Annotated in this window: 11 protein-coding genes and 2 pseudogenes; 5 read left to right on the top strand and 8 right to left on the bottom strand. The window is 74.6% G+C overall.

Going from position 1 to position 12,614, the window contains the following annotated elements; translation table 11 throughout:
• Positions 1-52: 52 nt before the first annotated feature.
• Positions 53-382: pseudogene (tsaB, locus tag ACFQ3T_RS28425) on the bottom strand (tRNA (adenosine(37)-N6)-threonylcarbamoyltransferase complex dimerization subunit type 1 TsaB); the annotation flags it as partial.
• A 71-nt stretch (positions 383-453) separates the two neighbouring features.
• On the opposite strand from tsaB, the gene ACFQ3T_RS28420 reads away from it, so the two are divergent.
• The 4 genes from ACFQ3T_RS28420 to ACFQ3T_RS28405 are packed head-to-tail and all read left to right on the top strand — an operon-like array spanning position 454 to position 3,689.
• Entirely contained in the window at positions 454-825 is a 372-nt protein-coding gene (locus ACFQ3T_RS28420) for a MerR family transcriptional regulator (protein ID WP_380727742.1), read from the top strand.
• On the top strand, positions 813-1,118 hold the full coding sequence (locus tag ACFQ3T_RS28415) for a thioredoxin family protein (protein WP_380727740.1): 306 nt from the start codon (positions 813-815) through the stop codon (positions 1,116-1,118). Before ACFQ3T_RS28420 ends, ACFQ3T_RS28415 begins: the two co-directional genes overlap by 13 nt.
• A gap of 34 nt (positions 1,119-1,152) precedes the next feature.
• The gene (locus tag ACFQ3T_RS28410) at positions 1,153-2,478 is read left to right on the top strand and encodes an acyl-CoA synthetase (RefSeq protein WP_380727738.1); all 1,326 of its coding nucleotides are present in this window, start codon (positions 1,153-1,155) and stop codon (positions 2,476-2,478) included.
• Positions 2,475-3,689, top strand: coding sequence for a carboxyl transferase domain-containing protein (locus tag ACFQ3T_RS28405; RefSeq protein WP_380727736.1), 1,215 nt, complete (start codon positions 2,475-2,477; stop codon positions 3,687-3,689). The genes ACFQ3T_RS28410 and ACFQ3T_RS28405 overlap by 4 nt, the downstream gene beginning before the upstream one ends.
• 201 nt (positions 3,690-3,890) lie before the next feature.
• Here ACFQ3T_RS28405 and tsaE read toward each other — a convergent pair whose 3' ends face one another.
• The 5 genes from tsaE to glmS all read right to left on the bottom strand — a co-directional run bounded on the left by tsaE (position 3,891) and on the right by glmS (position 10,018).
• The gene (gene tsaE, locus ACFQ3T_RS28400; protein WP_380727734.1) at positions 3,891-4,349 is read right to left on the bottom strand and encodes a tRNA (adenosine(37)-N6)-threonylcarbamoyltransferase complex ATPase subunit type 1 TsaE; all 459 of its coding nucleotides are present in this window, start codon (positions 4,347-4,349) and stop codon (positions 3,891-3,893) included.
• Complete coding sequence (locus tag ACFQ3T_RS28395; protein WP_380727732.1) at positions 4,346-5,449, bottom strand: alpha/beta fold hydrolase; 1,104 nt, start codon at positions 5,447-5,449, stop codon at positions 4,346-4,348. Before ACFQ3T_RS28395 ends, tsaE begins: the two co-directional genes overlap by 4 nt.
• Complete coding sequence (gene alr / locus ACFQ3T_RS28390; RefSeq protein ID WP_380727730.1) at positions 5,446-6,636, bottom strand: alanine racemase; 1,191 nt, start codon at positions 6,634-6,636, stop codon at positions 5,446-5,448. Before alr ends, ACFQ3T_RS28395 begins: the two co-directional genes overlap by 4 nt.
• A 50-nt stretch (positions 6,637-6,686) precedes the next feature.
• A complete protein-coding gene (locus ACFQ3T_RS28385) occupies positions 6,687-8,081 on the bottom strand; it encodes an NAD(P)H-hydrate dehydratase (RefSeq protein ID WP_380727728.1) in 1,395 nt (464 codons plus the stop codon).
• 74 nt (positions 8,082-8,155) lie between these two features.
• Positions 8,156-10,018, bottom strand: coding sequence for a glutamine--fructose-6-phosphate transaminase (isomerizing) (gene glmS / locus ACFQ3T_RS28380; RefSeq protein WP_380727726.1), 1,863 nt, complete (start codon positions 10,016-10,018; stop codon positions 8,156-8,158).
• 134 nt (positions 10,019-10,152) lie between these two features.
• On the opposite strand from glmS, the gene ACFQ3T_RS28375 reads away from it, so the two are divergent.
• Entirely contained in the window at positions 10,153-10,968 is an 816-nt protein-coding gene (locus tag ACFQ3T_RS28375) for a dienelactone hydrolase family protein (protein ID WP_380727724.1), read from the top strand.
• Positions 10,969-11,026: 58 nt separating this feature from the next.
• Here the strand turns inward: ACFQ3T_RS28375 and ACFQ3T_RS28370 are convergent, their stop codons facing one another.
• Both ACFQ3T_RS28370 and ACFQ3T_RS28365 read right to left on the bottom strand, forming a co-directional pair.
• Positions 11,027-11,482, bottom strand: a complete 456-nt coding sequence (locus ACFQ3T_RS28370) for a hypothetical protein (protein ID WP_380727722.1) — start codon at positions 11,480-11,482, stop codon at positions 11,027-11,029.
• Positions 11,483-11,485: 3 nt separating this feature from the next.
• A pseudogene (locus tag ACFQ3T_RS28365) lies at positions 11,486-12,614 on the bottom strand (hypothetical protein); the annotation flags it as partial.

Raw genomic sequence — 12,614 nt, 5'->3', positions numbered from 1 at the left:
CCACGAACAGCGGCTAGCCCGCCGGCGACCCGGTCGCCGCGTCGGCCGCCAGGGCCAGCGCGTCCAGCGCGATGGCGTCCGGCGTCGGCACCGGGTACACGGGCCGGTTCAGCGCCTGCCCGAGGGCGGCGGCGGTGACCAGGCCGACGCGCAGGCCGGTGAACGGCCCCGGGCCCGAGCCGCACACGATGGCGTCGAGGTCGGACAGCGCGTGCCCGGCCTCCGCCAACGCCTCCAGCAGGTGGGGGGTGAGCAGCTCTCCGTGCGCCTTCGAGTTCACCGTCACCCGCTGGGCGAGCAGGCGCGGCGGCGAATCGGGCGTCAGTTCCACCACTCCGGCCGTGACGGCGGGAGTGGCGGTGTCCAGGGCGAGCACCAGCACAACTGACAAGGGTATCGGGTGGCGTGAGCCACACTGGACTTGACGTCGACGTCAAGGCGGAGGATCGGCCCGTGCGCATCGGAGAACTGGCGCGGCGGGGTGGGACCACCACCCGTGCGCTGCGGTACTACGAGTCCCTCGGCCTGCTGCGGGCGCGGCGCGGCGCGAACGGGCAGCGGGAGTACGACGAGGACGACCTGCGGTTGGTGAACGAGATCCGCTCGCTCGCCGGCATCGGGTTCGCCCTGGAGGACACCCGCCCGTTCGTGGAGTGCCTGCGCGACGGCCACAGCACCGGGGACGCCTGCGCGGCGTCCGTCGAGGTGTACCGGCGCAAGGTCGCCGAGCTGGACGAGTGCATCGCCCGCCTCCACGCGGTCCGCGACCAGGTGCGCGCGCAACTCCGGGAAGCCGAGCAGAGGAGCAGACCGTGCGGACGTTGACGGACGACGAGTTCACCGAGGCCGTGAGCAGCGGGAACGTGCTGGTGGAGTTCCGCGCCGACTGGTGCGGGCCGTGCCGGATGCTGGAGCCCGTGCTGGCCGAGATCGACCGCGAGCGGGACGACCTGACCGTGGTGAAGGTCGACACGGACGCCAGCCCGCGCACCGCGCGCGACCAGCGGATCATGTCCGCGCCCACGCTCCAGCTGTACCGGGACGGCGTGCTGGTCGCGCAGGCCGTGGGCGCCCGGCCGAAGATCCACCTGCTGGCGTGGCTCGAACCACACTTGTGATGCGCACGGCGCCGCGGCCGGTCACTGTAAGGGGATGCTGCTGCCAGCGTTGGCCTCGCCGTCGCCGAGAGTCGCCCTGAGGTTCCCCGGGCGGGAGCTGACCTACGAGGAGTTGGCGCGCGAGGCGCGGGCGGTCGCGCACGGGCTGGCGGGCAGGCGGCGGGTCGCGGTGTGGGCCCGGCCGACGCCCGAGACGTGCGTGGCCGTCGTCGGCGCGCTGATCGCGGGTGTGCCGGTCGTGCCGCTGAACCCGAAGGTCGGCGAGCGGGAGCTGGCGCACATCCTCGCCGACAGCGCGCCGGACCTCGTCGTGGACGGCGACCTGCCGCGCGGGGAACCGGTCGACTTGCCGGAGCCGGACGGCGAGGCGCCCGCGCTGATCGTCTACACCAGCGGCACCACCGGCCCGCCGAAGGGCGTGGTGCTGCCGAGGCGGGCGCTCGCGACGAACCTCGACGCGCTGGCGGAGGCGTGGGCGTGGACCGCGGACGACGTGGTGGTGCACGGCCTGCCGCTGTTCCACGTGCACGGCCTCGGCGTGGGGGTGCTCGGGCCGTTGCGGCGCGGCGGGACCGTGCACCACCTGGGGTCGTTCAGCGTGGCGAAGGCCGCCGAGGCGTTGGCGGCCGGCGGCACGATGCTGTTCGGCGTTCCCACGATGTACCACCGGATCGCCGCCGAACCGGAGCACGCGGGCGCGTTCGCGAAGGCCCGACTGCTGGTGTCGGGTTCGGCGGCGCTGCCCGCGACCGTCCACGAGCGCATCGAGCGGCTGACCGGCCGGCGGGTGGTCGAGCGGTACGGCATGACCGAGACGTTGATGAACACGAGCGTCCGCGCGGACGGCGACCGGCGGCCCGGCACCGTCGGCCTGCCGCTGGACGGCGTGGAGGTGCGGGTCGTCGGCGACGAGCCCGGCGAGGTCGAGGTGCGCGGGCCGAACCTGTTCCTGGAGTACCTGAACCGGCCGGACGCCACCCGTGACGCGTTCCGCGACGGCTGGTTCCGGACCGGCGACCTGGCCGTGGTCGAGCCGGACGGGTACCTGCGGATCGTCGGCCGGCGCGCCACGGACCTGATCAAGAGCGGCGGGTACAAGATCGGCGCGGGCGAGATCGAGAACGCGCTGCTGGAGCACCCGGCGGTGGCCGAGGTGGCGGTGACCGGCGAACCGGACGACGACCTGGGCGAGCGGGTGGTGGCGTGGGTCGTCGCGCGCGGCGACGCGCCGGCGGCGGAGGCGTTGAGCGAGCACGTGGCCCGGTTGCTGTCGCCGCACAAGCGGCCGAGGGTGGTGCGGTTCGTGGAGTCGTTGCCGCGCAACGACATGGGCAAGGTGCTGAAGCGGGAGCTGCGGTGAACCCGCTCGGGTGGCCGGGGTACGAGGCGCAGCTGGCGCGGGCGCGGGAGCGGTCCGGTGGCGCGGAGTCCGTGTCGTGGCGGCGGCGCCGGCACGCCGTGGTGATCACGTTCGACTTCCGGTTCCTGGGCGGGTCCGTCGGCACGGCGACCGGCGCGGTGATCGAGGAGGCGTTCACCGCGGCGCGGGCCGCCCACCTGCCGGTGGTGTCGATGATCGCGACCGGTGGCAGCCGGATGCAGGAGGGGATGCTGTCGTTGCGGCAGCTCCAGCGCGTGGCGCGGCTGTGCGCGGTGCACCGGGCCGCGGGGCTGCCGCACGTGTCGGTGCTGTGCGACCCGACCACCGGTGGCCTGTGGGCGTCGCTGGGCGCCGGCGCGGACGTCGTGGTCGCGGTGTCGGGCGCGCAGGTCGGGTTCGCGGGCAGCAGGGTGCGGCCGTCCGACGACCCCGCCTACACGGCGGAGGGCCAGTTCGCGGCCGGCACGGTGGACCTGGTCGTGCCGCCGGACGACGTCGACTCGACCGTGGCGACGATCCTCGACGTGCTGACCCGCGGTGACGCCGTGCCGGCCGAGGTGCCGCGCGCCCTGGGCGCCCAGGAGCTGCCCGACAGCGGGTGGGGCGCGGTGCTGCGGGCGCGTGCCCCGGAACGTCCCCGCGCCCGCGCGTACCTGGACGACTACTTCGACGAGCGGGTGCCGATCAGCGGCGACCGTGCCGGCGGCGTCGACCCCGGGATGCTGTGCGGCATCGGGCTGCGGATGGGGCGGGCGATCGCGTTCGCCGCGCAGACCGGCACCGCCACCACCCCGGCCGGCTTCCGCACCGCCGCGCGCCTGATCCGGCTGGCCGAGCGGTTCGCGCTGCCCGTGCTGACCCTGGTCGACACGCCGGGCGCGGCCAACGACGCGGCGGCCGAGCGCGCCGGCGTGGGTGCGGCCATCGCCGAGCTGTTCGCCACCGTCGCCGAGGCGCGCGTGCCGATCACCACGCTCGTCATCGGGGAGGGCGGGTCGGGCGGGGCGCTGGCGCTGTCGTCGCCCGAGCACACGTGGATCACGCCGGACGCGTACTTCTCGGTGATCGCGCCGGAACTCGCGGCGGCGATCCTGAAGCGCGACGACGTGGAAGCACTGGCCGACGACCTCCGCCTACGCCCCCAGGACTTGGTGGAACTGGGCGTCGTCCGAGGCATCACGGACCGCTGACCCTCCCAACCACCCCACCACCCCGCAAGGTCGCGTCGGTCGTTCGCGCCTCATTTCCCGGCGATCACGCTTTTCGATCGCCGGGAAATGAGGCGTGAACGACCGACTTCATGGCGACCGAGCCGCCGCCTGCGAAGCAGCGGCAATCCAACACCACCGACTTCATGGCGACCGAGCCGCCGCCTGCGAAGCAGCGGCAATTCAGGCCGGCAGTTCCCGCCCCACCCACGCGCCGTGCGGGTGGAGGTGGGCGATCCGCACGTCGTCGTCCCGCCGTTCCAGCCTGATCAGCAGGTGGTCCTCGGACAGCCGCTCCGCCGCGCCCTCGCCCCACTCGACGGCCACCACCGCGTCCACCAGGTCGGTGTCCAGGTCGAGGTCGTCCAGCTCGTCCAGGTGCCCGCCGAGCCGGTAGGCGTCGACGTGCACCAGCGGCACGCCGCGTCCGCCCGGCGCGGGGTCGTGCACGCGGGCGATCACGAACGTCGGGGAGCTGACCCGACCCGCCACGCCCATCCCGGCCGCGAGTCCGCGCACCAGCGCCGTCTTGCCCGCGCCCAACGGGCCGGACAGCAGCACCAGGTCACCGCCCCGCACCAGACCACCCAGCTTGCGCCCGAACTCCTCGGTGTCCCCCACCTCGGGGAGCGTCACGCTCACGCTCGTCGCCACCACCGCTGCCCGCTTTCCGACCGTTCGGCGGCACTGCGCCGAACCAGACCGACCAGGTGCCCGGTGACCAGGTCGGGTTGTTCCAACATCAGCATGTGGCCCGCCCCGGACACGCGGACCAGTTCACCGTGCGGCATCTCCTCGGCCATCCGCTCGGCGTGCGAGAACGGCGTCAGCTTGTCCGCGTCGCCGCTGATCACCAGCACCTCGCAGTGCCGCAGACCGGCCAGCGCCTTGTACCGGTTGTGGGTGCCCAGGGTCTCCAGGAACTCGGTGAGCACCTGCACCGTGGCGCGGCTCAGCATCTGCTCCATCAGGTCGACCAGCGACGGGCTCACCTTGCGGTCGCCGAACGCGAACGCCCGGATGCCGCTCCACGTCAGCGTCGTCGCCCGCCGCCGCACCCACTCCACCAGACCGGGTTGCAGGCCCGCGATCCGGCCGACGCCGAGCGTCACCGGGTTGTAGCGGGACAGCACCGACTTCGGCAGGCCCGCGCCGCCGACCGCGCCCGCCGCCGTGCCGACGAGCGCGACGCCGCGCACCCGCTCGGCGAACAGCTCGGGCCGCTGCTCCGCCAACGCCATGATCGTCATGCCGCCCATGGAGTGGCCGACGAGCACCAGCGGGCCGTCGGGCGCGATCGAGCGGATGACCGCGTCGAGGTCCCTGGCGCACTGGTCGATCGTGCTGCCCTCGGCGGTGGACCGGCCGGACCGGCCGTGGCTGCGCTGGTCGTAGAGGACCTGGCGGACGCGCGGCCCGGTCAGCGGGGCCAGATCGCGGCGCTGGAAGTGCCAGCAGCGGCGGTCCAGCGCGAAGCCGTGCACGAGGACGACGGTGACGTCGGGCTTGCCGCCGTCCTCCGGGTCGACCTCCTCGACGGAGAGCGGCACGCCGTCGTCCGCCGCGACGGTCGACTCGCGGGTCGGGGTGAGGCGGCCCAGTGGTTCGTCGGCGAGCGGGTCGGCGGCCAGGCGGTCGTGGGTGACCTTCTTCTGGTTCGCGGCCACGCCGACGGCGACGCCGGTAGCCGCCGCGCCGAGGATGCCGCCGGCCCACCCGACGGCCTTCCACACCGTGTTCACCGGGGTGTCCCCGTGGCCGCGTGGGCGGTGACCTCCGCCGCCGGACCGGCGCCGACGCCGGAGCCGACGCCCGCCGCCGCGCGCGTGCCGGTGTACGTCCGGGCCACGCGCGGCCGGTACATGCCGGTCACGATCTCGTAGTCGATGGTGCCCGTGGTGTCGGCCCACTCGCGGGCGGTCGGCTCGCCGCGGTCGCCGGGTCCGAACAGCACGACCTCGTCCCCCTCGGCCACGGCGTCGTCGCCGCAGTCGACCACGACCTGGTCCATGCAGACCCGGCCGACGATCGGGCGACGCCGGCCGCGCAGCCAGACGTCCATCCGGTTGGAGAGGCTGCGCGGCACGCCGTCGGCGTACCCGACGGGCACCAGGGCCAGGTTCGTGTCGGCCTTCGCGGTCCAGCTCAGGCCGTAGGACACGGACTCGCCGGCCGGGACGCGCTTGGCCAGGGCGACCGTTGACCGGAACGTCATCACCGGGCGCAGGTCGGCCGGCGCCGGCACGGGGTTGAGGCCGTAGATCGCGATGCCCGGCCGGACGAGGTCGAAGTGCAGGTCGGGGCGGGTGATGAGGGCGGCGGAGTTGGCGAGGTGCCGGCGCGGGTCGAGGCCCGCGGCGACGGCTTCGCGGTACGCGTCGTCGAACCGCTCGGCCTGGGCGTCGGTGGCGGGGTGGCCGATCTCGTCGGCGACCGCCAGGTGTGACCAGATCGAGTGAACTTCGACGGTGCGGGTGCGGGCGGCCCGCTCGACCAGCTCGGCCCAGCCGGCGGCCGGGCAGCCGTTGCGCGACAACCCGGTGTCGATCTTCAGGTGGACGCGGGCGGTGCGGCCGGCCCTCGCGGCGGCGGCGGCGACGTCGTCGAGCTGCGCGATCGAGGAGACGGAGAGGTCCACGCCCTGCTCCACGCCGGGCGCGTAGTCCGTGCCGGGCGGGTCGAGCCAGGCCAGGATCGGCACGGTGAGGCCGGCCGCGCGCAGCGCGAGGGCTTCGGCGAGCGAGCACGACCCGAGCCACGTGGCGCCGGCCTCGACGGCCGCTCTCGCGATCTCCACGGCGCCGTGGCCGTACCCGTCCGCCTTGACGATCGCCATGGTGTCGGCGGACGCGGCCAGGCCGTCGAGGTGCGCGACGTTGTGCCGGAGGTGGTCGAGGTCGATCACGACCTCAGCGCGGGGAGCAGCCATAACACCGCTCATGGTGACACAGCGCCCCCACGCGGGTTCGCGGTGCCGGGTCAGAGCGGGCGGACGGCGCGGATGGCGTCGGGGAGGGCGCGCAGGAGGGCCCCGGCGGGGATCGGCGCGCCGTCGGCGGCCAGGTCGGCGGCGAGGACGTGCAGCTTCGCGGCGCACCCCGCGGCGAGCACCGGGTCCAGCCGGGCGGCGAGCAGCGAGCCCAGCACGCCGGACAGGACGTCACCCGATCCGGCGGTCGCGGCCCACGACGAGCGGGCGCGGTTGACGAGGACGCGGCCGTCGGGCCCGGCGACGACGGTGGCGTGCCCCTTCAGCAGCACGACGGCGTTGAACTTCTCGGCGGCCCGGCGGGCGGCGGCCACCCGGTCGTGGCCGACGGGCCCGACCAGCCGCTCGTACTCGCGGTCGTGCGGCGTCAGCACGAGCGGGGTGTCGGGGTCGCGCGCGTCCCACAGGTCCGGGTTGTTGGCGAGCATGGTGATCGCGTCGGCGTCCGCGCAGACCGGCACGCCGGCCTCCAGGACGGCGCGCAGGACCGCTTCCGCGCCCAGCCCGGTGCCGAGGCCGGGACCGACGACCCACGCCTGCACGCGGCCGGCGTCCGTGATCGACCCGGTGCAGATGGCCTCGGGCCACCGGGCCCGCACGTCCTCGGCCGCCGCGCCCGCGTACCGGACCATGCCGGACGTGGCCAGCAGCGCGGCGCCGGTCGCCAGCACGGCCGCGCCGGGGTAGGTGGCCGAACCGGCGGCGATCCCGGTGACGCCCTGGGTGTACTTGTCGTCCTCCGGGCCCGGCACCGGCCAGAACAGGCCGACATCGTCGACGTCGAGCTCGATCAGGTCGGGGCCGCCCAGCTCGTCGTCCAGCCCGAGGTCGACCAGCCGCACGTCGCCGCAGTCGGCCAGGGCGTGCACGGGCTTCAGGCAGCCGAACGTGACGGTGGTGTGCGCGCGCACGGCCGGCCCGGTGATCGCGCCGGTGTCGGGGTCGACGCCGCTGGGCAGGTCCACCGCGAGCACGGGGGCGTCGAGGTTCGCGACGTGCTCGGCGGCGTCCGGGCGCAGCGGTCCGCGCGCCGAGAGGCCCACGATCCCGTCGATCACCAGGTCGACGTCGGCCAGTTTCGACACCACCCGACCGCCGACGCGGCGGAACGCGGCCAAGCCCTCGGCGTGCGCACGATCAGGGGACAGCAGGACGGCGGACACGGCCACACCGCGCTTGCGGAGGTAGTAGCCGGCCCACAACGCGTCGCCGCCGTTGTTGCCCGCGCCGACGAGCAAGCCGACCCGCCGCCGGCCGGCGAGCAGCTCCGCCGCGACGACCGCCACGCCGAACGCCGCCCGCCGCATCAGCGCGCCCGGCGGCACGACCGCCATGACGCGTTCCTCCGCCGCCCTGACCCGTTCCGCCGTCCACAGACCCCGCATGGGCCAAGCCTGCCCTACTCCGCGGCGCCCTACTCGACGGCGTGCTGCTCTCCGGTGTCCTGCTCTCCGGCGCCCTACTCGACGGTGACCGACTTGGCGAGGTTGCGGGGCTTGTCCACGTCGTAGCCGCGGCTGCGCGCGATCTCCGCCGCCAGCACCTGCAACGGCACGGTGGAGATCAGCGGCTGCAGCAACGTCGACACCGCCGGGATCTCGATCAGGTGATCCGCGAACGGGCGAACCGTCTCGTCGCCCTCTTCGGCGATCACGATCGTGCGGGCGCCGCGCGCCTGGATCTCCGAGATGTTCGAGACGAGCTTGGAGTGCAGCACCGCGCGGCCCTTGGGCGACGGCATGACCACGACGACCGGCAGGCCCTCTTCGATCAACGCGATCGGGCCGTGCTTCAGCTCGCCCGCCGCGAAGCCCTCGGCGTGCATGTACGCGAGTTCCTTCAGCTTCAGCGCGCCTTCCAGCGCCACCGGGTAGCCGACGTGCCGGCCGAGGAACAGCACGGCCTTCGAGTCGGCCAGCTCGCGGCCCAGCGCGCGCACCTGCTCGACCGTGCCGAGCACCTTCTGCACGGCGTCCGCCATCGCCTCCAGCTGGTGGAACTCCTGCGCGACCTCGTCCGGGTACTTGGTGCCGCGCGCCTGCGCGAGCGCCAGGCCGACGAGGTAGTTCGCGGCGATCTGGGCGAGGAACGCCTTCGTGGACGCCACCCCGATCTCCGGCCCGGCGTGCGTGTAGAGCACGGCGTCGGACTCGCGCGGGATCTGCGCGCCGTTCGTGTTGCACACCGCGAGCACGCGCGCCTTCTGCGACCGGGCGTGCCGGACGGCCTCCAGCGTGTCGGCGGTCTCGCCGGACTGCGACACGGCGACGACCAGCGTGTCGCGGTCCAGCACCGGGTCGCGGTAGCGGAACTCGCTGGCCAGCTCGACCTCGACGGGCAGCCGCGTCCAGTGCTCGATCGCGTACTTGGCGACCAGGCCGGAGTGGTAGGCCGAGCCGCAGGCGACGACGAACACCTTGTCCACGTCACGGAGGTCCTGGTCGGACAGGCGCTGCTCGTCCAGCACGATCCGGCCGTCGCGGAAGTGGCCGCGCAGCGTGTTCGCCAGCGCCTCCGGCTGCTCCTCGATCTCCTTGAGCATGAAGTACTCGTGGCCGCCCTTCTCGGCGGCCGACAGGTCCCAGTTGACCGTGAACGGCTTGGCCTGCGCGGGCTCGCCGTCGAAGTCGGTGACGGTGTAGCCGGCGCGGTCGATCACCACAACCTGGTCCTGGCCCAGCTCGACGGCCTCGCGCGTGTGCTCGATGAACGCGGACACGTCGCTCGCGACGAACGTCTCGCCCTCGCCGACGCCCACGACCAGCGGCGACGACCGGCGTGCGGCGACGACCAGGTCCGGCTGCTCGGCGTGCGTCACGACGAGGGTGAACGCGCCTTCGAGGCGGCGGACCACCGCGCGCACGCTCGCCGCGAGGTCGCCCTTGGTGTCACCCTCGTCGTACGCGCGGGCGATGAGGTGCGCCGTGGTCTCGGTGTCGGTGTCGCTGGCCATCTCGGTGCCGGCCGCTTCGAGCTCGGCGCGGAGGGCGGCGAAGTTCTCGATGATCCCGTTGTGCACGACGGCGACGCGGCCCGTCACGTCGCGGTGCGGGTGGGAGTTGCGGTCGATCGGCGCGCCGTGGGTCGCCCAGCGGGTGTGCCCCATGCCGGCGGTGCCCGCGAAGCCCTCCCGGCCGACCTCGTCGAGGCGGGCCTCCAGGTTCGTCAGCCGACCGGCCTTGCGCTCGACGGCCAGGCCGCCGTCGCCGTCGAGCACGGCGACGCCCGCCGAGTCGTAGCCCCGGTACTCCAGCCGCCGCAGCCCGTCGAGGACGACGTCGAGCGCCGAGCGGTGTCCCACGTATCCCACGATTCCGCACACGCCGCACAGAGTAACTAGACCAGGGCCGTAACCCGAAAGGGCCACTCTTCCGCGTTTGCCCAGGTCACACCCACAATTGGTGTAGACCAATCGGGACATGCGCGGCGGCGACGCGATCGACTACCGTTCACGCGGTGAGCGGCTACTCGGCGAAGCAGGTGCTCGACCAGCTCAGCAGGCCCGGCGACCACCAGGTGCTGCGCGGCGACCTGGCGTTGGTCGGCCTACCGGGCCTGGTCTACACGCCCGCGAGCGGCCTCGGGCTGCCCGCCGTCGCGTTCGGGCACGGCTGGTTGCAGCCGGTCAACCGCTATCGGGCGCTGCTGCGGCACCTGGCGTCGTGGGGCTTCGTCGCCGCCGCGCCCGGCACCCAGCGCGGCCCCCTGATGTCCTCCCGGCTGCTCGCCGGGAACCTCCGGACGACCCTCGACATCTGCACCGGCGTGCGCCTGGGCGACGGCGGGATCAGCGTCGACGCCGAGCGGCTCGCCGTGGCGGGCCACTCGATGGGCGGCGGCGAGGCCGTGCTCGCGGCGGCCGACGACCCGCGCGTGCGGGCCGTGGTGACGTTCGCCGCATCCGAGACCCGGCCGTCGGCCCTCGACGCCGCGCGGCGGGTCACCGTGCCGGGGTTGCACCTGGCCGGCGGCGAGGACCGCATCGCGCCGCCCGTGGGGCACGCCGAGGCCATCGCGGAGGCGTGGCAGGGGCCCGTGCAGCTGCGGTCGTTGCCGAAGACCAGCCACCTCGGGTTCGCCGAGGGGCGGCACTGGAGCGAGCTGCTGCTCGACGGCAAGGGCGAGCGGGCGGCGCAGAAGCTGGCCCGGGCCCTGACCACCGCGTTCCTGCTGCGGACCCTCAAGGGCGAGAAGAAGTGGGACGCGCTGCTGGACGGCGACGTCAAGGGCGCGCTGCTGAGCTACCGGCGCGGCGCGCTCGTCGCCCGCTGACCCCACCGCGACCGCGACGGCGGGAAGGGCGCCACCTCGGTGGCGCCCTTCCCGCTGCTCACCTGAGCCAGCTCTGCCCGCTGAGGTCGTCGTCATCGTCGTTGACCGGCGCGGCCCGACGACGGTGGGCCGCCGGCGGCGGCGACGGGGGCTGAGGGAACGACGGCGGCGGCTGCGGCGGCGCGTAGGGCGGAGCCGGGGCGACCGGGACGGCCGCCGTGTCCGGCTCGTCGTCCTCCGGGCCCAGCGCCAACTCCCCCGACGACTGCGGCCCGCGTTCCCACTGCGGCTTGCGCTGCGGCGGCTGACTGCCCGCGGCGGCCAACTGCTGCGCCTTCTCCTTCAGCGCGGCCCGCTCGGCCGCCAGGCGCTCGTCCCGCTCCTTCGCCTCGGCCGCCAGGCGCGCCTGGCTGTCCCGCAGCGCGCCGGTGACCTCGGCGTTGGCCCGCCGGAACCGGGCGGCCTGCTCCTCGAACGCCGCCTGCACCTTCGGGTCGACCACGATGACGCCCACCCGCTACCGACCTCCCTCGTCACCGAGCACGCTCTGGACGCGGCTGAGGCTCAGGTCGTCGTCGAACAGCGACCCGGTGGTCCGCCACTGGCTCGGGCTGCGCTCGTCGTCCCCGCCGCCCTGCTGCTGACCGCCGCCGGCCATGCCGCCGCCCATCATGCCGCCGGCCATGCCACCCGCCATGCCGCCGGGCTGGCCCGCGCTGTGACCGTCCTGCATGGACGGCAGCGTGGCCGAGCCGGGCTGGCCCGCCTGGGACGCGTTCGTGTCCGCCAGGCCGTGGTCCGCCGAGCCGCTGGACGGGCTGCTCCACGGGCTCTCCGCCGAACCGGACGACGAGCCGCCGAGGACCGAGTCCGCGCCGTCGAAGCCGCTCGGGCCGCCGCCGAGCACCGAGGCCCCCGACGTGGACGTGGTGCCCTCGGTGTTCACGGGCCCGAAGCCCTGGGAGAGGCCCTGGTCGAACCCGGCGGCGAAGCCGGGCTCGAAGCGCGGCGCGGAACCCTGGAAGCCCGGTCCCGAGGACGCGCCACCCGCGAAGCCGGAGTCGGCCGCGGCGGGCATGGTCGTGACGGGCTCGCTGAAGCCCGGCGTGAAACCGGGGTCCGCGGCGGCGGGCATCGTCGTGACGGGCTCGCTGAAGCCCGGCGTGAAACCGGGGTCCGCCCCGGCCGGCATCGTCGTGACCGGCTCGCCGACACCGGCGGGCGCGACCCCACCCTCGGCGGGCATGGTCGTCACCGGCTCGGTGAAGCCCGGCTCCGTGAAGCCGGGGGCGTCGGCCGGCATGGTGCCGATCAACGGCTCCGCCCGACCGGGTGCCCCGTCGCCCGGCAGGTCCGCGGGCAGCGGCACGGCGTTGTCCATGCCGGGGATGCCCGCCACGCCGCGGTCCGCCTCGTCCTCGCCGAACTCGACGCCGTACTCCTGCGGCTCGCCCTCGCCGTCGTCCACGGTGAGGTTGATCTCACCCGTCAGCGGGTCGACCTCGGCGGTGACCGCCAGGCCGTCCAGCTCGATCAGCGCCTTGCCGTCCGCGCCCGCCTCGACCGGGATCGCACCGTCGCCGCCACCACTGCCGGTGCCGGTGCCGGTGCCGCCGACCGCGCCGCCCTGGCCACCGACGGCGCCG

Source organism: Saccharothrix hoggarensis (genome assembly GCF_042678885.1).
GTDB classification, from domain to species: domain Bacteria; phylum Actinomycetota; class Actinomycetes; order Mycobacteriales; family Pseudonocardiaceae; genus Actinosynnema; species Actinosynnema hoggarensis.
The sequence above is the reverse complement of the archived record's forward strand: the minus strand, read 5'-3'. Positions and strand labels throughout refer to the sequence as shown.

Bases quoted from the DNA above. Each gene is read 5' to 3' on its own strand.
- alr (WP_380727730.1), bottom strand. From the start codon at position 6,636: ATGGCTGCTCCCCGCGCTGAGGTCGTGATCGACCTCGACCACCTCCGG.
- ACFQ3T_RS28385 (WP_380727728.1), bottom strand. From the start codon at position 8,081: ATGCGGGGTCTGTGGACGGCGGAACGGGTCAGGGCGGCGGAGGAACGC.
- ACFQ3T_RS28410 (WP_380727738.1), top strand. From the start codon at position 1,153: ATGCTGCTGCCAGCGTTGGCCTCGCCGTCGCCGAGAGTCGCCCTGAGG.